16 protein-coding genes are annotated in these 17723 nt (G+C 71.0%); 4 read left to right on the plus strand and 12 right to left on the minus strand.

Features of this window, described 5'->3' with window-relative positions; genetic code table 11:
* Window positions 1–256: 256 nt before the first annotated feature.
* Genes ABT025_RS03880 through ABT025_RS03895 form a run of 4 tightly spaced genes read right to left on the minus strand, consistent with a single transcriptional unit; the run spans window position 257 to window position 4226 of the window.
* Window positions 257–1423, minus strand: a complete 1167-nt coding sequence (locus ABT025_RS03880; protein ID WP_350989502.1) for a thiolase family protein — start codon at window positions 1421–1423, stop codon at window positions 257–259.
* Window positions 1416–2468 carry a thiolase family protein gene (locus ABT025_RS03885; RefSeq protein ID WP_350989504.1) on the minus strand — a complete coding sequence of 351 codons (1053 nt, stop codon included), beginning with the start codon at window positions 2466–2468 and terminating at the stop codon, window positions 1416–1418. Before ABT025_RS03885 ends, ABT025_RS03880 begins: the two co-directional genes overlap by 8 nt.
* Window positions 2469–3410 (minus strand): Zn-ribbon domain-containing OB-fold protein, encoded by a 942-nt coding sequence (locus tag ABT025_RS03890; RefSeq protein ID WP_350989506.1) that lies wholly within the window; start codon window positions 3408–3410, stop codon window positions 2469–2471.
* 15 nt (window positions 3411–3425) lie between these two features.
* Window positions 3426–4226, minus strand: a complete 801-nt coding sequence (locus ABT025_RS03895) for a crotonase/enoyl-CoA hydratase family protein (RefSeq protein ID WP_350989508.1) — start codon at window positions 4224–4226, stop codon at window positions 3426–3428.
* A gap of 165 nt (window positions 4227–4391) precedes the next feature.
* Here ABT025_RS03895 and ABT025_RS03900 point away from each other — a divergent pair, with 165 nt between their 5' ends.
* The 3 genes from ABT025_RS03900 (at window position 4392) to ABT025_RS03910 (ending at window position 8348) form a co-directional block, all read left to right on the plus strand.
* The gene (locus ABT025_RS03900; protein ID WP_350989510.1) at window positions 4392–6020 is read left to right on the plus strand and encodes an acyl-CoA synthetase; all 1629 of its coding nucleotides are present in this window, start codon (window positions 4392–4394) and stop codon (window positions 6018–6020) included.
* 157 nt (window positions 6021–6177) lie between these two features.
* The gene (locus ABT025_RS03905; protein ID WP_350989512.1) at window positions 6178–7251 is read left to right on the plus strand and encodes a right-handed parallel beta-helix repeat-containing protein; all 1074 of its coding nucleotides are present in this window, start codon (window positions 6178–6180) and stop codon (window positions 7249–7251) included.
* A 35-nt stretch (window positions 7252–7286) separates the two neighbouring features.
* Window positions 7287–8348, plus strand: a complete 1062-nt coding sequence (locus tag ABT025_RS03910; RefSeq protein WP_350989516.1) for a methyltransferase — start codon at window positions 7287–7289, stop codon at window positions 8346–8348.
* A gap of 246 nt (window positions 8349–8594) precedes the next feature.
* On the opposite strand, the gene ABT025_RS03915 is transcribed toward ABT025_RS03910, so the two are convergent.
* The 7 genes from ABT025_RS03915 to ABT025_RS03945 all read right to left on the minus strand — a co-directional run bounded on the left by ABT025_RS03915 (window position 8595) and on the right by ABT025_RS03945 (window position 13912).
* Window positions 8595–8927: a TcmI family type II polyketide cyclase gene (locus ABT025_RS03915; protein WP_350989518.1), complete on the minus strand. Its 333-nt coding sequence runs from the start codon at window positions 8925–8927 to the stop codon at window positions 8595–8597.
* A gap of 75 nt (window positions 8928–9002) precedes the next feature.
* Complete coding sequence (locus ABT025_RS03920) at window positions 9003–9482, minus strand: SRPBCC family protein (protein WP_350989520.1); 480 nt, start codon at window positions 9480–9482, stop codon at window positions 9003–9005.
* A 1-nt stretch (window position 9483) separates the two neighbouring features.
* Window positions 9484–9741: a phosphopantetheine-binding protein gene (locus tag ABT025_RS03925; protein WP_350989522.1), complete on the minus strand. Its 258-nt coding sequence runs from the start codon at window positions 9739–9741 to the stop codon at window positions 9484–9486.
* A 38-nt stretch (window positions 9742–9779) separates the two neighbouring features.
* Entirely contained in the window at window positions 9780–11018 is a 1239-nt protein-coding gene (locus ABT025_RS03930; RefSeq protein WP_350989524.1) for a ketosynthase chain-length factor, read from the minus strand.
* Complete coding sequence (locus ABT025_RS03935) at window positions 11015–12283, minus strand: beta-ketoacyl-[acyl-carrier-protein] synthase family protein (protein WP_350989526.1); 1269 nt, start codon at window positions 12281–12283, stop codon at window positions 11015–11017. Before ABT025_RS03935 ends, ABT025_RS03930 begins: the two co-directional genes overlap by 4 nt.
* On the minus strand, window positions 12280–12714 hold the full coding sequence (locus ABT025_RS03940; RefSeq protein WP_350989528.1) for a cupin domain-containing protein: 435 nt from the start codon (window positions 12712–12714) through the stop codon (window positions 12280–12282). Before ABT025_RS03940 ends, ABT025_RS03935 begins: the two co-directional genes overlap by 4 nt.
* A gap of 76 nt (window positions 12715–12790) precedes the next feature.
* Complete coding sequence (locus ABT025_RS03945) at window positions 12791–13912, minus strand: SchA/CurD-like domain-containing protein (RefSeq protein WP_350989530.1); 1122 nt, start codon at window positions 13910–13912, stop codon at window positions 12791–12793.
* Window positions 13913–14174: 262 nt separating this feature from the next.
* On the opposite strand from ABT025_RS03945, the gene ABT025_RS03950 reads away from it, so the two are divergent.
* Window positions 14175–15809 carry an FAD-dependent oxidoreductase gene (locus ABT025_RS03950; RefSeq protein WP_350989532.1) on the plus strand — a complete coding sequence of 545 codons (1635 nt, stop codon included), beginning with the start codon at window positions 14175–14177 and terminating at the stop codon, window positions 15807–15809.
* 28 nt (window positions 15810–15837) lie between these two features.
* Here the strand turns inward: ABT025_RS03950 and ABT025_RS03955 are convergent, their stop codons facing one another.
* Complete coding sequence (locus tag ABT025_RS03955) at window positions 15838–17361, minus strand: alpha/beta fold hydrolase (RefSeq protein ID WP_350989534.1); 1524 nt, start codon at window positions 17359–17361, stop codon at window positions 15838–15840.
* Window positions 17362–17723 lie beyond the last annotated feature (362 nt).

The raw sequence follows: 17723 nt of genomic DNA on the forward strand, positions 1-17723 counted from the left end.
TCGTCGGATGCGGCCGGACGAAGCCTGAGGGCTGTCCCGTAATCCGTGGTGGATCAGCGCGCGGCGTCGGATGCGGTGCATCGCAAGGCGGAGGAGCGTCCCATACTGGATGCATTCGGACGTTCCGACAACGCGGCGAGGTGCCGTAGCTGTCGTCGCGCGCCCGCCAGGGATTACGGGACAGCCCTCAGCCATCGCGGGCCGTCCCGGACAGGCCGCGGAAACCGTTGCGTGCGGCCTGTCCGGGGCTTGTGGTTCAGCCCGTGGGCGGCTGGGCGCCCACGAGCCACATGGAGAAGAACTGGGCCCCGCCGCCGTAGGCGTGGCCGAGGGCCCGCCGGGCACCGTCCACCTGGTGCTCACCGGCCTGTCCCCGGACCTGGAGTGCCGCCTCGGCGAAGCGGATCATTCCGGAGGCGCCGATGGGATTGGTGGAGAGCACTCCGCCCGAAGGGTTGACCGGCAGGTCGCCGTCGAGCTCGGTGACTCCGGCCTCGGTGAGCTTCCAGCCCTCGCCCTCGTCGGCGAAGCCGAGGTTCTCCAGCCACATCGGCTCGTACCAGGAGAACGGCACGTACATCTCGACGGCGTCGATCTCCCGGCGCGGGTCGGTGATCCCCGCCTGCCGGTACACGTCGGCGGCGCAGTCCTTGCCGGCCTGCGGCGAGACGAAGTCCTTGCCGGCGAAGAGGGTCGGTTCGCTGCGCATCGCGCCGCCGTGCACCCAGGCGGGCGGGTGCGGTGAACGGTCCGCGCCCGCACGGTCGGTGAGGATCATCGCGCAGGCCCCGTCGGAGGACGGGCAGGTCTCCGAGTAGCGGATGGGGTCCCAGAGCATGGGTGCGGCCTGCACCTTCTCCAGGGTGATGTCCGGGTCGTGGATGTGCGCGTACGGGTTCTTCAGCGCGTTGCGCCGGTCCTTGTAGGCGACAAGGGAGCCCACGGTGTCCGGCGCCCCGGTCCGGCGCATGTAGGCGCGCACATGCGGGGCGAAGAAGCCGCCCGCACCGGCCAGCAGCGGCTGCTGGAACGGGATGGGGAGGGAGAGGCCCCACATCGCGTTGGACTCCGACTGCTTCTCGAAGGCGAGCGTCAGGACGGTCCGGTGCACGCGCGCCGCCACGAGGTTCGCGGCCACGAGTGCGGTCGAGCCGCCGACCGAGCCCGCGGTGTGGACCCGGAGCATGGGTTTGCCGACCGCGCCCAGGGCGTCGGCGAGATAGAGCTCCGGCATCATCACGCCCTCGAAGAAGTCGGGGGCCTTGCCGATGACGACGGCATCGATGTCCGCCCAGGTCAGTCCGGCGTCCTGGAGGGCGGCTACGGCGGCCTCGCGGACGAGGCCGGCGAGGGAGACGTCGCGGCGGGCGGAGACGTGCTTGGTCTGGCCGATGCCGACGACGGCCACGGGCTCCTTAGGCATGAGCACTCTCCCCTTCGAGAACGGCGACCAGGTTCTGCTGCAGGCAGGGCCCGGACGTGGCGTGGGCGAGTGCCCGGTCGGACTCGCCCCGGTGGATGCGGGCGGCGGCCTCGCCGATACGGATCAGCCCAGCCGCCATCACCGGGTTGGCGGCAAGTGCGCCGCCGGACGGGTTGACCCGGACCTCGTCGCCGAGGCCGAGTGCCTTGCGCAGCACCACCTCCTGGGAGGAGAACGGGGCGTGCAGCTCGGCGGTGTCCACGGGGCGCTCGAAGACCCCGGCCCGTTCGGCGGCGAGCCGGGTCGACGGCGATTCGGTCAGCTCGCGCACGCCGAGACCGTGGGCCTCGATGCGGTGGTCGATGCCGCGGATCCAGGCGGGCCTGGCGCAGAGGGACCGCGCGGTGTCCCCGGCTGCGAGGATCACGGCGGCGGCGCCGTCGCCGATGGGCGGGCAGTCACCGGTCCGCAACGGCTGCACGAGATAGCCGCCGGCCGGGACCGACCCGCTCAGTTGCGCGTGCGGGTTGTCCGACGCGTCCGCGCGGCTGCGAGCGGCGATGGCCGCGAGCGCGGTCTCGTCGGCGTCGCCCGCGTCGATCAGTGCCTGGGCCTGGAGGGCGGCGAGGGCGACGGAGTCGGGCCACAGCGGGGCGGTGTAGTACGGGTCGAGCTGCCGGGTGAGGACGTCGCGCACCTGGCCGGGCGAGGACTTCCCGTACGCGTAGACGAGCGCGGTGTCCGCCTCGCCCGTCTGGATCTTCACCCAGGCCTCGTACAGGGCCCAGGCTCCGTCCATCTCGACATGGGACTCGGAGATCGGCGGGTGCGCCCCGACTCCGTCGAGAGCCATGGTGAAGGAGAAGGCACGGCCGGCGAGGTAGTCGCTGGAGCCGGAGCAGGTGAAGCCGATGTCGCTGGTCCGCAGGCCCGTGGCGTCGAGAACCTGGTGCAGGACGGGCATCAGCATCTCGACTTCGGAGAGTTCGTCGGTGCGCCGCAGATGGTCGGTCTGCGCGAAGGCGACGATCGCTACGTCTCGCATCTAGACCAGCTCCTTGTACACGTCGTAGTCGGCGTCGGGCTCGCCGGTCGGCCGGTAGTGGTCGGGATGACGGCTGCCCTCGGTCCATACGGGCTCGACGCGCAGTCCCATCCGCACCTGGTCGTAGGGGATGCCGCCGATCCGGGCGTGCAGAGCCAGGTCCGCGCCGTCGAGGGCGATGTGCGCGTAGACGTAGGGCACCTCGATGTCGAGGTTCTTCGCCTTGATGTTGACGACGCAGAAGGTGGTGACCGTGCCGCGCGGCCCGACCTCCACCCGCTCGTCGGTGGCGACGCCGCAGGTGGGGCAGGCGCCGCGGGGCGGGACGTACACCTTGCGGCAGGACGGGCAGCGTTCGCCGACGACGCGCCGGCTCGCGAGTGCTTCGAGGTAGGCGCTCTGCGCGCGGCCCGGCGAGTAGGTGTAGTCGAGGCGGGCGGGGGTGACGATGCCGGTGACCGGGTCGGTGAACTCGCCTTCGTGCGGGGCGGATCCGCCGGGTTCGCTCTCGTACGGTTCGAAGCAGGCGATGTCCGTGATGGCGCCGGTGCGGGTCTCGGCCCAGCGGACGCGGACCCGCATGCCGGTGCTGACGGCCTCGGGTCCGGGTGCGTCCAGGACGTGCAGGAGTGCGGTGTCGGCGCCGTCGAGCCGGACGAGGACCCAGGCGAAGGGGGTGTCCAGGGGCTGGTCGCGGCGGGGGTTCGGGTTCCAGGCCCAGGTGGTGACGGTTCCGGTGCCGGCGACCTCGACCAGGTCGTGGATCTCCTCGGCGGTGACGGGGTCGTACTCGACGGGCGGGACCAGGATCAGGCCGCCGCCGGTCCGTACGCCGAGCACGGTGCGTTCGCGCAGTCCGGTCAGGAAGGCGCTCTGTACGGGGCCGAGGGAGCGGGTGAAGGGGAATTCGACCACCAGCGGTGCGCTGAGGACTTCGGGCACGGTTGGCTCCTTTGGTCAGGCCCGCCGGTAGACGGGCGGGCGCTTCTCGGCGAAGGCGCGGGCGCCCTCCTTGGCGTCCGCGGTGGCGAAGACGGGCCAGCCGCGCTCGAGTTCGGCCGCGAGGCCGTCCGTCTCGGTCATCTCCGCGGTTTCGTAGACCGATGCCTTGACCTCTTCGACGGCCAGCGGGCCGCAGGCGTTGATCTGTTCGGCGACGGCGAGGGCCGCCTCCAGTGCGGTGCCGTCGGGGACGACCCGGCCGATCAGCCCGATGCGGGCCGCTTCGCCGGCTGTGTAGGGGCGGCCGGTGAGCAGCATCTCCAGCGCGTGGGTGCGGGCGATCTGGCGCGGCAGCCGGACCGTCGAGCCGCCTATGGGGAAGAGACCGCGCCTGACCTCGAAGAGCCCGAAGGTCGCGCTCTCGCCGGCGATGCGGATGTCGGTGCCCTGAAGGATCTCGGTGCCGCCCGCCACGCAGTGGCCCTCGACGGCGGCGATGACCGGTTTGCGGGGGCGGTGGTGACGCAGCATGGCCTTCCAGTGCAGATCGGGGTCGGCCTTCATCCGGTCCCGGTACTGCTCGCCCTCCATCCCCTTGCCGGCAAGGGCCTTGAGGTCCATGCCTGCGCAGAAGCAGCCGCCGGCTCCGGTGAGGACGACGGATCGGACCTCCTCGTCGTCGTCGGCGGCGAGCCAGCCGTCGTACAGGCCGACCAGCATCGGCAGCGAGAGCGCGTTCTTGCTCTCGGGCCTGTTCAAGGTGAGCACCAGTGTGGCGCCTTCGCGCTGCACGGTGAGGTGTTCCGTACCGCCCATGATCTGTCTCCCGTCTCAAGGCTAGAACAGGTTGCAGTAGACGGAGGAGCAGTTCAATAGTTTTCTGACAGTCAGTCAGATTTCTTCCCGGGACCTCTTCCCACTTGTGCCGGTGGGCGCTCTAATGACCGCCGGGCCACTCAGCAACCGGGGTCAGGAGGAACGGTGGAGTACAACCTTGCCGACCTGTTCGAATCGGTCGTCGACGCTGTCCCGGAACGGGAGGCGCTCGTCTACCTCGACCATCCCGGAACAGGTGCCGAGCGCAGGCTCACGTACGCGCAGCTCGACGCCGCGGCCAATCGTCTCGCCCATCATCTGATCGAGGCGGGCATCGGCCCGGGCGAGCACCTCGGGCTGCACCTCTACAACGGCATCGAATACCTCCAGACCGTGCTGGCCTGCCTGAAGGCGCGCATCGTCCCGGTCAACGTCAACTACCGGTACGTGGAGGAGGAACTGGTCTACCTCTACCGCGACGCGGATCTGGCGGCGCTCGTCTTCGACGCCGAGTTCGACGAGCGCGTCGCGGCCGCCGCCCCGCAGGCGCCGCAGCTCCGCCATCTCGTGCGGGTCGGCAGGCCGGTGGACGGCACGCCCGGGCCCGATGCCGTCGCGTTCACCGCGGCGGAAGCCGGCGGGGATCCTGGGCGCGGATTCGCGCCACGCTCAGCCGACGACCAGTTCATCATCTACACGGGTGGCACCACAGGCATGCCCAAGGGGGTGATGTGGCGCCAGGAGGACCTGTTCTTCTCCGGCCTCGGCGGCGGCGCACCGACGGGTGATCCGGTGAAGACGCCGCAGGAGCTGGCGGAGCGGGTGGCCGCCGGTGGGGAGGGCATCACCTTCTTCCCCACTCCCCCGCTGATGCACGGCACCTCGACGCTCACCGCGTTCATCGGCTTCAACTTCGGCCAGCGGGTCGTCGTGCACCGCAAGTACGTGCCGCACGAGGTGCTCCGCACCATCGAGAAGGAGAAGGTCACCAGCGTGTCGCTGGTGGGCGACGCGATGCTGCGGCCGCTGATCGACGCGCTGAAGGGGCCGCTGAAGGGCACCGACTGCTCGGCGATGTTCTCCGTCTCCAGTTCGGGCGCGATCATGTCCGATTCGGTGCGGGCCGAGTTCCAGGCACTGGTGCCCCACGTGATGCTGCTGAACAACTTCGGCTCCTCCGAGTCCGGCTTCAACGGCACCGCGACCGCCGACTCCGGCCCGGAGAACGGCTTCCGGCTCCGGGTCAACTCCCGCACGGCCGTAGTCGACCCCGCGACGTACGAACCGGTGACCCCGGGTGAGCCGGGACGGATCGCCCAGCGCGGTCACGTACCGCTCGGCTACTACAACGACCCGGGGAAGACCGCCGAGACGTTCTTCCGCAAGGGCGATGAGCGGTGGGTGCTGCTCGGCGACATGGCGACGGTCGACGCCGAGGGTATCGTCACGGTGCTCGGCCGGGGCTCGCAGTGCATCAACACCGGAGGCGAGAAGGTGTATCCGGAGGAGGTCGAGCAGGCTCTCAAGTCCCACCCGGACGTGTACGACGCACTGGTCGCGGGCGCCCCCGACGCACGCTGGGGCAATCAGGTCGCCGCCGTGGTGCAGGTGCGCGAGGGCGCCGACGCCCCCTCGCTCGGCGACGTCCAGGCACACTGCCGTACCCGGCTGGCCGGGTACAAGATCCCGCGCCATCTGGTGATCGCGCCGCAGATCCAGCGCTCCCCCAGCGGCAAGGCCGACTACCGGTGGGCCCGCTCCGTCGTCGCACCCGCCGGCCCGGCCGACGACTGACACGGACCCCGCCGCGAGGGCGAATCACCCGAGTGCACGGCCCCGCGTCCACGGCGGACGCGGGGCATCCGCGCAGACGTAAGCCATTCGGGCACGCCCCGTGTCCATCCGGGCACCCTGCGTGGCATCGGGGGGTGATCGCCCATAGCTTCGGCTCATGAGGAAACGACACATCAAAGGCCTCGTGAGCATCGCCGCCGCCTCGGCTGCCGGACTGTGCGTCGTCGCGCCGTCCGTCCCGGCCGCCGCCGCGGGCGGCCACGTGGTGCGTCCGGGCCAGTCCATCCAGGCAGCGGTGGACGCCGCACAGCCCGGTGACACCATCATCGTCCGGCCCGGCACCTACCGGGAGAGCGTGCTCATCACCACGCCCGGACTGACCCTGCGGGGCTCCGGGAACCGGACCGTCATCCAGCCCGGCGCGAGCGGGACGCAGCCGGACAACGCCTGCGCGAAGGCCGGCAACGGCGTGTGCGTGCTGGGCACGGCAGGGCACACCGTGGACGACGTGTCCATCAGGTCCCTGACCGTCTCCGGCTTCACCCGCAGCGGAGTCTGGGCGTCCTGGACGGACGGGCTGGAGGTCCGTTCCGTGACGTCCGCGTCCAACGGCGTCTGGGGCATCGCGCAGCAGCGGTCCACCCGCTCCGACATCCGGCACAACACCGCCCGCTCCAACGGGGACGCGGGCATCTTCGTCGCCAACAGCGTCGACGAGGAGGGCGGCGCCACCGACACCGGCGGTACCCGGGTCCGGCGCAACACACTCACCGACAACCGGATCGGATTCACCGCCCGGCGCGTGCGGAACCTGACGGTGAACGACAACACCTTCACCGCCAACTGCAGCGGCGTGTTCGTCGTGGGTGACGAGGGAACGCCGCGCGCCGGTGCCATGACCATCCGGTCCAACCGGATCACCGGCAACAACAAGTTCTGTGCCGCCACCGAGCGGCTGCCCGCGATCCAGGGTTCCGGGATCGTCCTCACCGGCACCGAGTCCACCGAGGTGCGGTCCAACGTGATCCGCGACAACGTGGGCGCCACTCCACTCTCGGGCGGCGTCGTGCTGTTCAAGAGCTTCGTGGGTGCGAAGAACACGGACAACACCATCAGCCGCAACCTGGTCCAGGGCAACCGGCCGGCAGACCTGTCCAACCAGGACACCGGCACGGGCAACCGCTTCACCGGCAATGTCTGCACCACCTCCGCACCGGCCGGGATGTGCTGACCGGTGTCCCCCCGCACAAGGAGAAGCGAGACGGCATGACCACCGTGAACACCACCCCCACCACCACTCCCGTCCAGCCCCTTCCCACCCCGCAGCCGGCCATGCGGCTGCGCGAGATCGTGTTCGGCGCGGCCCGCTCCGCGGCCGTGCGCGCCGCGGCGCGGCTGCGTGTCGCGGACGCGCTGGGTGAGAAGCCGGCCACCGCGGCCGAGCTCGCCGCCGTGGTGAAGACCGAACCCGGCCCGCTGCGGCGGCTGCTGCGCGCCCTGTCCTGCTACGGCATCTTCACCGAGAACGCCGACGGCACGTTCGCCCACACCGATATGTCGCGGCTGCTGCGCGAGGACGACCCGCACAGCCTGCGGGACATCTCGCTGTGGTGCACGGAGCCGTGGACGTGGGAGGTCTGGCCCCGGCTGGACGACGCGGTGCGCTCCGGCGGCAATGTCTTCGAGGACGTGTTCGGCAAGGAGTTCTTCGACTACCTCCACGAGGACGCCCACGAGTCGGCCCAGGTGTTCAACCGGGCCATGACGACGTCCAGCATGCAGTCCGCACTGGACGTCGCCGCACTGCTCGACCTCACCGGGGTGTCGGCGGTCGCCGACATCGGCGGTGGTCAGGGGCACGTACTGGCGAGCCTGCTGGAGAAGCACCCGTCGGTCAGCGGCACGTTGATGGACCTCCCGGGCGTGGTGGCACGGGCCGACGGACGACTGCGGGACGGCGGTCCTCTCGCCGGCCGGGCGAACATCGTGGCCGGTGACTGCCGTGAGGGCATTCCGGTGGCGGCCGATCTCTACATCATCAAGAACATCCTGGAGTGGGACGACGACAGCACCCGCAGGGCACTGCGCGCCGTCATCGCGGCGGCCCGTCCCGGGGCCAGAGTCGTCGTCATCGAGAACCTCGTCGACGACACCCCGTCGATGCGGTTCACCACCGCCATGGACCTGCTGCTGCTCCTGAACGTGGGCGGTGCCAAGCACACCCGGCAGAGCCTGGTCGACCGGCTTTCCGACGCAGGGCTGAAGATCGGCGAGATCCGGCCGGTCAACCCGTACCTGCACGCGTTCGAATGTGTGGTCCCGGACTAGGACCTTCCGTCCGGATCGGGCCGGATCGGGGAGCGGGGCCCGGTGCGTGCGGCTGCGGCGCAATGGAGGGAGTCACTGCGGAGCACTGGCGACCGACGACAACGCGGCAGGTGTGCACGTGCCGGACCCCGCGGGCCCGGCACGATCCGGACGGCCCTCGGGCCACCTGAACTCGCCGATTCCTGACAGCACGGAAACCGCCCCGGGTCCGGCCTTGTGGCCGGACCCGGGGCGGTTTCCGTGCTGTCAGGCGCTGGTGTCGCGCTCCCAGCGGTAGAACTCCTGCGCCATCGCGTCCTTCGGTCCCCGCCACGTCTGCGGGTCGTACGGGCTGACGAAGGCCGTGAGCCGGTCGCTGATGTCCTTGAACGCCGGATGGCCCGTCACCTTGGCGATCTCCGGGCCCGGCGGGCGCTCGGACTCGATCAGGTGCAGGTAGACATCGCCGAACTGGAACAGCTTTCGCCGGGTGACGCCGACCAGGTGCGGCAGCTCACTGCTGTCGGAGGCGGCGAACAGCTCGGCGATGTCCGGCGCGGACTCCGGCGCCATCCGGGCGACGATCAGGGCGTGGTGCATCGGATGATGCCTTTCTGGTACCCGGTCCGGGCCCGGCGGGGAGGACCGGGCGGCCGGCCGTCGGCGGACGGTGTGTCAGTTGGCCGGGACCCCGGCCGTGCGGCGCTCGCGGTCGCGCTGCTCGATCTTGTCCCGGATGAGTTCCATCTGGACACGCGAGTTGCGGTTGATGTTGTCGGTCATCCACGCGTCGTCGACCGGGGCGTCGGGACGCATCGCGAAGTCCTGCGCCCAGTGCATGCGGGTGCCGCCGGGAACCTCGGAGTACTCCCAGCGGATGTCCATGTGCTGGAACGGGCCCGGCTCGACGCGGCGGGCCCGGACGGTGCGACCGGGACGGTCCGTGGTGCGCTCGGAGACCCAGCTCCACACCTTGTCGTTGTCGTCGGGGTGCATGGTGAGACGGAAGGTGGTCCGCTCGCCGTCCCGCTCGATGACCTCGACCGAGGCGTACTCGCTGAACAGCTGGGGCCAGTTCTCCAGGTCGTTCGTCATGTCCCAGACGAGGTCCAGAGGGGCGGCGATGACGATCTCGTTCTCGGTGTGTCCGGACACTTCAGGCTCCTGTCATGAGGCTGTTGTTGACGAGGTCGAGGAACTCGCGGGGCGTCTTGCAACGGTCGGCGTCGGCCGGCAGCGGCCGCCCGTGGCGGTTCTCCAGAACGCCGACGATGCCGAGGAGACCCAGTGAGTCGAGGCCGAACTCGTCGAACGCGGTACCCGACCGGTTCTCCATCTCCCGGGGGTCGACGGTCAGTCCGGCACCCTTCTTCATCAGGGCGGCCAGCTCTTCGTACGTCAGTCGATCGGTCATGAGGGGCTTCTCCTTGTCACGAGAGGGGTCGGTGGGGCTCACGCGGGGCGCCGCAGCACCAGCGCCGCGTTCGAGCCCATGAGGCCGCGGCTGAGCACGAGGGCCGTGCGCAGTTCGGCGGGGCGGGCCCGGCCCATGACCAGGTCGAGGTCGTGGCACACCTCGAACACGTTGGGCGTGGGCGGGATCAGGCCGTTCTCCATGGCGAGGACGGCGGCGGCCGTGTCCAGGACGGGGGCTCCGCAGTAGGCCCGTCCGATACCGGTCTTGGGTGCGGTCACGGGGACGCGTCGGCCGTGGGCACCGAGTGCGTCGGCCAGTGCCATCGCCTCGGCCCGGTCGGCTGCGGGCACGCCGAGTGCGTCCGCGAAGACCACATCGATCTCCTCGGGCGCACAGCCCGCCTCCCTCAGCGCGCCCTCGATGGCGTGGGCGAGCCCCTCGCGGGACTCCTCCCAGCGCATCGCGGTGGTGAAGGTGGCTGCGTGCCCGGCGATTTCGGCCCGGACGCGGGCGCCGCGCTCCCGCGCCGCTCCCTCCTCCTCGACCACGAACATGGCGCCGCCCTCGGCGGGCACGAACCCGCAGGCTTCCGAGGTGAACGGGCGGTAGGCCCGCGTCGGCTCCTCGGCTGCGCTCAGGTCGCGGTAGCCGAGCTGGCAGACGACGGAGTAGGGCGCGAGCGGGGCCTCGGCCGCGCCGACCACCACCGCATCGGTGCCGCGCCGTACGGAACGGTCGGCGTGCGCCAGGGCGTCGAGGCCGCCGGCCTCGTCACTGGCCACCACCGCGCACGGCCCCTTGAAGCCGCCGCGGATGGAGATCTGGCCGGTGCTGGCCGCGTAGAACCAGGCGATCGACTGGTAGGGGCCGACGTACTTGGAGCCCTGGCCCCACAGCCGTTGCAGTTCGCGCTGGCCGAACTCGCCGCCGCCCGAGCCGGCGGCGGTCACCACTCCCACGCTGTACGGCGCGTCCTCGTAGTCGGCGCGGCCCAGCCGGGCGTCGTCCAGAGCCATGTCGGCCGCGGCCATCGCGAAGTGCGTGAAGCGGTCGGTCTGCACGAGGTAGCGTTCCTCGATCAGCGAGACCGGGTCGAAGCCCCTGACCTCGCCGGCCACGTGCAGCGGCAGTTCCTCGCACCCTTCACGGGTGACCCGGTCCAGGACGCTCATGCCTTCCTGCGTCCGCTTCCAGAAGGCCTCGGTGGTCGTGCCGTTGGGGGCGACGACGCCGATGCCGGTGACTACGGTCTGCCGGGCCTTGCGGGTACTCATGGTGTCCTCCCACCGCTTCTGGTCAGCGCCACCGCGGACTGGAATCCACCGAATCCGCTGCCGACCGACAGGACGCTGCGCAGTTTCAGGGGACGTGCGGTGCGGGGCACGTAGTCGAGGTCGCACTCGGGGTCCGGGGACTCGTAGTTCGCCGTGGGCGGCACGGTCTGGTGGACAAGGGCGAGTACGCAGGCGGCGATCTCTATCGCGCCGATCGCCCCGAGCGAGTGACCGACCATCGACTTGATGGAGCTCATCGGTACGTCGTGCGCGTGTGCGCCGAGCGCCCGCTTCACGGCGGCGGTCTCGTGCCGGTCGTTCTGCTTGGTGCCCGAGCCGTGCGCGTTGACGTAGTCGATGTCCGAGGCGGCGATCCCGGCATGTCCGAGCGCCCGGTTGATGGCCTCGGCCATCTCCAGACCCTCCGGCGTCAGCCCGGTCATGTGGTAGGCGTTGCCGAAGGTCGCGTAGCCCGCGATCTCGCAGTACACCGTCGCACCGCGGGCGCGGGCGTGCTCCAGTTCCTCCAGGACCAGTACGGCTCCGCCCTCACCCATCACGAAGCCGTCGCGGCGGGAGTCGAAGGGCCGGGAGGCGTGTTCCGGGTCCTCGTTGTTGGCCGAGGTGGCCTTGATCGCGTCGAAGCACGCCACCGTGATCGGAGTGATCGGAGAGTCCGACGCCCCGGCGATGCACACGTCGACGCGGCCGTCCTCGATGGAGTGGAAGGCGTAGCCGATCGCGTCCAGACCGGAGGTGCAGCCGGTCGAGACGGTCTGCACCGGTCCGTGCGCGCCGACCTGTTCGGCCACCGCCGCAGCCAGCGAACTGGGTGAGAACGCGCGTTCCAGATGGGGCCCTGCCGGACGGTGGTCGACGTCCCAGCGTGCTCCGCTGCCGCTGACGGCGACGTAGTCGTGCTCCAGCCGGGTGGTGCCGCCGACCGCGGTGCCGAGCGAGACGCCCATGCGCCACGGGTCGGTCCGCTCCGGGTCGAGGCCCGCGTCGGCGAGTGCCTCACGGGCGGCCACCATCGCGAACTGCACATAGCGGTCCGCGCGGGCGACCTCCTCCTCGTCCAGTCCGTGCGCCTTCGGGTCGAAGTCGCACTCGGCGGCGATCCGGGACCGGAAGCCGGCCGGGTCGAAGAGGGTGATGCCCCGGGTCGCTGTGCGGCCGTTGGACAGGAGGTCCCAGAAGGCCGGGGTGCCGATGCCGCCCGGGGCGACGACGCCGACACCCGTGACGGCCACGCGCCGGGTCATGACGCGGCCTCGGTTCGTTCTGGGGGCGCGCCCCGCTCGGCCGACTCGGTGACCTCGGTGTCGACGTGGCCGAGTTCCGGGCGCGGGGCGAGCGGGCCGAGGTGGAACACCATGCGCGCCTCGACATCGCCCACGTTGCGGAAGCGGTGCCGGACGTGCGGGGGGATCAGCAGTCCCTGGTCGGGCCGCATCGCGTGCGGTTCACCGTCCAGGTCGACCTCCAGGAGCCCGTTCACCACGTACACGAACTCCTCGGAGTACGGGTGGTAGTGCTCGCCGATGCGGTCGCCGGGCTGAACGATGGCCAGTCCCATGAAGCCGCTGGTGGCTCCCACGGCCGTTGGGGTGAGCAGTGCGCGCAGGTCACCTCCGCGCCTGCGGTTGGGCTCGGTCTCGCTGAGGTCCACGATGCGTGGCCGGTGCATGGTCATGGCTGCTTTCCTCCTGGCGCATTGCGCGTTGTGTCGACGGGTTGAGCGAGAACCCCCCAGGGTGCTGCTGCGCGGCTCAGGACTCCGCGGCCCGACGGTCGGTGATGAGTCGCATCTCGGACCGGGCGAGGAAGCGCGCGGCGTCCTGGTCCGTGGTCGGCGCGGCGTTCGCCTCACCGTCGAGGAGACGGGCGAGCCGGGCCGCCTTGCCGGGCCCGTGGATGCCGAGCGCCTGGGCGGGCTGCGCGTCGAGCGGGCCGCTCATCTCGAGGAGGCGGACCACGACGTCGTCGCGCTGGAAGATCGTGCTGCTCTCGATGCGGCTGCCGGTGTTGTCGGCCTCCTCCTCGTCGTGCTCGGCCAGGAGGCGGGCCAGCGCCATGCCGCAGCCCTCCTTGGCCTGGTAGAACAGCGCGTGGCGCTTGTGCTCCCCGGCTGCGTGGCGGCCCGTCGTCACGTGGTGGACGGTGGGCAGCGCCGCCCGGGTGAAGAACATCCGGGCGGAGTCGGGGTCGGCCAGGTCGCGGTCCTGCTCCAGGTACGGGTTGATCGCTTCCTCGACGGCCCGGACCTCGGGCTGCCGGGAGACGTGGCGCAGGGCCGCGAGGAGGTCGCCCTCGACCTCGACCGCGCGCACCACGCGGTTGCCGTGCATGAAGAGCGAGGTGCGGCGCAGTCGGGTGTGCTCGTCGACCCGGGCCTGCGGGGAGTCGTAGTCGGCGAGGATCTTCGCGACGATCTCCTCGGTTCCCGGCTTGACGGTGAAGGTCAGCGCGTGGCGCACCACCCCGTCCCCGAGGCGGGGCGCGGCCTGGAGACCGCCCTTGACGGGCTCGAAGCTCTCCTCGAAGGCCGCTCCGGTCTCGCGCAGGACGCTGAAGCGCAGCGAGCGGGTGTCGCGCACGCAGCTGTGCAGGGGCTGGACCGTGGCGACGTGGTCCTCGCTGTTCACCCAGGCGAGGAAGGGCGGCGCGCTCTCCCACTCGCTGGTGATGAGCCATTGGGACGGGTTCTCGATGGACTGGCACAGCTGGTCGCTGATGTGACCGGGGATCGAGGCGACCTGGTTGCGCATGTGCTCGTACGCCTCCAGGAACTGCTTCTGGGCGCCGTCGTGCAGGTCAAGCAGCAGGATGACCCGCAGCCTTGATCCGTCGAAGGCGGACTGGGAGGTCCGTTCCGAGAGGGTGGTGGTCATCTTGCGAACTCCTTCGAGACGAGGGCGAACCGGCCGGGCCGGCGGGGAACCGTCAAGTGGGGGCGGAGCGGGGAATCTCCCGGCGGATGCGCACGGTCCGCCCGGACCGCGGGCGACGTCTCCGTGACCGATCGTGAAACGCTGGTCCGGCTGACGCGAGATTTATGAACCGTTCAGGTGAGCGGGCGTCCGAACCGCTCCGACGAGGCTCCGACAAGGGCATGAACACTGCATCTGTACGACGTCCGAGCTGGAGCAACTCATGAACGAGAACGTCGACGTCCAAGTACCGGTCCTCATCGTGGGCGGCTCCCTGGTGGGCCTGTCCGCGTCCCTCTTCCTCGGCCGGCTCGGCGTCGAGCACCTGCTGGTCGAGAAGCACGCCGCCACCTCGACGCATCCGCGCGGCCGTGGCAACAACGTCCGCACGATGGAGATCTTCCGCCGGGCGGGGGTGGAGCCGCAGATCCGTGCGGCGGCGTCGGTCCTGGCGGAGAACCACGGGATTCTGCAAGCCGGTTCACTGACCGGTGACGACCAGGAGTGGCTGTTCAAGGAAATCGACCCGGGTGGCGCACTCGCCCGCTTCAGCCCGAGCGGCTGGTGCCTGTGCAGTCAGAACGACCTGGAGCCCGTCCTCCTGGACCGGGCCCGGGAACAGGGCGGCGATCTGCGGTTCTCCACCGAGCTGATGTCGTTCGACCCGGACGGCTCAGGTGTCACCGCGGCCCTGAAGAACCGGCAGACGGGTGAACACACCACGGTGCGGGCGGACTATCTGATCGCCGCCGACGGTCCGCGCAGTCCGGTCCGCGAGCAGCTGCGCATCGGCCGTTCGGGTGCGGGTGACCTGTTCCACAACGTCAGCATCACGTTCCGCTCCCGCGGTCTGGCCGATGTCCTGGGCGACCGGCGCTTCATCGTGTGCTACCTGACCAATCCGGAGGCCGACGGTGCGCTGCTGCCGGTGGACAACGAGCGGGAGTGGGTGTTCCACGCGCCGTGGCAGCCGGGCCGGGGCGAGACCCTGGAGGACTTCACGGACGAGCGGTGTGCGGCGCACATCCGCAAGGCCGTCGGGGCGCCGGACATCGACGTCGAGATCACCGGCAAGGCGCCGTGGCACGCGGCCGAGCGGGTGGCCGACCGCTACGCCCGGGGCCGGGTGTTCCTCGCCGGCGACTCGGCGCACGAGATGTCGCCCACGGGTGCGTTCGGCTCCAACACCGGCATCCAGGACGCGCACAACCTGGCGTGGAAGCTCGCGGCAGTGCTGCGCGGTGAGGCGGGTCCGGGTCTGCTGGACACGTACGAGGCGGAGCGGCGGCCGGTGGCACGCGCGACGAGCGAGCGGGCCTCGGCGCGTTCCGGTGAGCACAGCCACCCGGGTTACGCGGCGCCGCCGACCGTGGGCGGCGGGAAGCGGGGCGGGATGCTGAACGTGGCGCTGGGCTACCGCTATGTGGACGGCGCCGTGCTGGGTATCGGCCCTGACCGGCCCGTAGTGCCCGAGGGTGTCCAGCTGACGGGTGAACCGGGCAGCAGGGCACCGCACTTGTGGGTGCGCCGGGCCGGAGAGCGGATCTCCACGCTGGATCTGTACGAGCGGTCGTTCGTCCTGCTGACCGACGCGGCGGACGTGGCGTGGCGGCAGGCGGCATCGCGGGTCGGCGACCGGCTCGGGGCGCGGCTCGACGCCTTCGGGATCGGCACAGGGCCGGGCGGCGATCTGGAGCCGGAAGCCGGTGCCGACTGGGCCGAGGCGCACGGGACGGGCGCCGGGGGCGCCGTGCTGGTGCGTCCCGACGGGTTCGTCGCCTGGCGTGCGACGTCGGGCGTCGAGGACGCCGAGGCGGCGCTGCACGAGGTCATGGTGGCTTTGCTGCACCGGGACTGACGCCGCGTCAGGGCGGGGCTCCGGGGGCTCAGCCGACATCGAACGACCGGAGGGCGGCGAGGAACTCCTCCGGTCGTTCGATGTGCACGAGGTGGCCCGCGTCTATGGTGACGAGCCGTGATCCGGGGATCTGCCGGGCCATCCGGGCGAGGTCCTCCTGGGCGATCTGGCTCCTGGGTCCGCCGCCGATGACGAGCGTGGGCGCGGTGATCTCGCCGAGGCGTTCGTAGCCCTCGGGATCGGGTTCGTTGAGCTGGGCGTCGGTGGAAGTCACGACGTGCCAGTCGAAGTCCAGCTCTCCGCCGGGGTGTTCGACGGGTGAGCGGGGCGGGTCGAGCGGGAACGGCGGCGGCGGCTCCTCGATGACGAGGCGGCCGATGAGTCCGGGTTGCCGCTCGGCGAGCAGATAGGCGGCGGCGCCGCCGAGGGAGTGTCCGACGACCGTGGCACCTGAGAGGTTGCGGACCTCCAGGAAGGCGTGCAGGTCGTCGCGGAACAGCTCGAAGGAGTAGCGGCCGGTCCAGTCGCTGAGTCCGTGGCCGCGGAAGTCGAAGGCGTACACCCGGTGCCGGGCGGCGAGGCGTTCGGCGACGGTGGTCCAGGTGGTGCTGTCGCCGGAGCGTCCGTGGACGAGGACGACGGGTGGTGCGGACGGGTCCCCCCACACCCGGTAGGCGAGCCGGATCCCGCCGGCCTGGACACTGTGCACGTCCGGGTCCAGAAATGCGGTGACGGTACGGACGAACGCCCCGGGGTCGTCCAGCCAGGGGAAGTGGCCGGCGCCGCGTTGCACGGCGAACTCCGACTCCGGGAAGAGCGCCGCCAGTTCGGCGGCACGGTCGGGCGTGGTCACGCCGTCGTACTCGCCGGCGAGGACGAGCACCGGGGCCGGGAACCCGCGCAGGGCCTCGACCGTCGCGGGCGGATCGAATGCTCCCGGCCCGTAATGGCGCCGTGCCGCGTCGGCGTTGATCTGCTCCGCGGAGAGGGCGGCGTGCGCCTGTGCGGCCGCGTCCCAGCGGCCGTAGAGGAACGGCCTTGCGGCAGCGCGTAGTTCGTCCGTGAGGTGTCCCGCCCAGATCTCCTCCAGAGCCGGGAGCGCCTGCGCGTACCAGGGTTCCGAGCTGCGCAGGGCGGCGGCCTCCCGGGCCTCGCGTTCCACGAAGGCGAAACCGGTGGCTTGGGTGCCGGGGGCGACAAGGACGAGACTGCGCAGGGCCCGTGGGTGGCGCGCGGCATAGAGGGCGGCAAGGTTCCCGGCCGCCGAATGGGCGAGCAGATCGATGCGTTCGAGGCCGAGGTGCCGGCGCAGTGCCTCGACGTCCTCGACAATCCGGTCGCAACGGTAGGTGGAGACGTCGTCCGGTACGGCGGAGTCGCCCGTCCCGCGCAGATCGAGGACGACCAGCTGACGTACGGCGGAGAGTCCGCCGAGGTCGCCGAGGTAGGCGCCGGCTCTCATCGCGCCACCGGGCAGGCAGATCAGCGGTGTGCCCTCCCCCATGACGTGATAGGCGAGCTCGGTCCCGTCGTACGTACGGAAAGTCGGCATGCACCCATCCAAACAGGGCCGACCAGGTGACGCAGCCGTGTTCGGTACGGGCGTATTTGCGATGCGGGACGGCGTCCGGCGAGTGCCGTGCGCAGGGGTGGATCACTGCATACCGGTCCGACGGGGGACGCATCGAGGCGGGTGCCCCTACGTCGACGCGCACGCGGGGGCGCGGGACGGGGACGTGCTCCCGGACGAGGTGCGGGGTTCGCTGACGCCCCGGCCGCGGGTGGCCGTGACGGTCTTCGAGCCGGGCGTACGGCCTCGGTGGCCGTACGGCACGAGGCTGCGGGGCGTGGCGAGCCTTACTCCCGGCGGGGCGGCGCGCACGAGATGCGTCGCCCCTCTTGCCACCTGGTGGA

This window comes from Streptomyces sp. NPDC002809 (assembly GCF_040295435.1).
GTDB lineage: Bacteria > Actinomycetota > Actinomycetes > Streptomycetales > Streptomycetaceae > Streptomyces.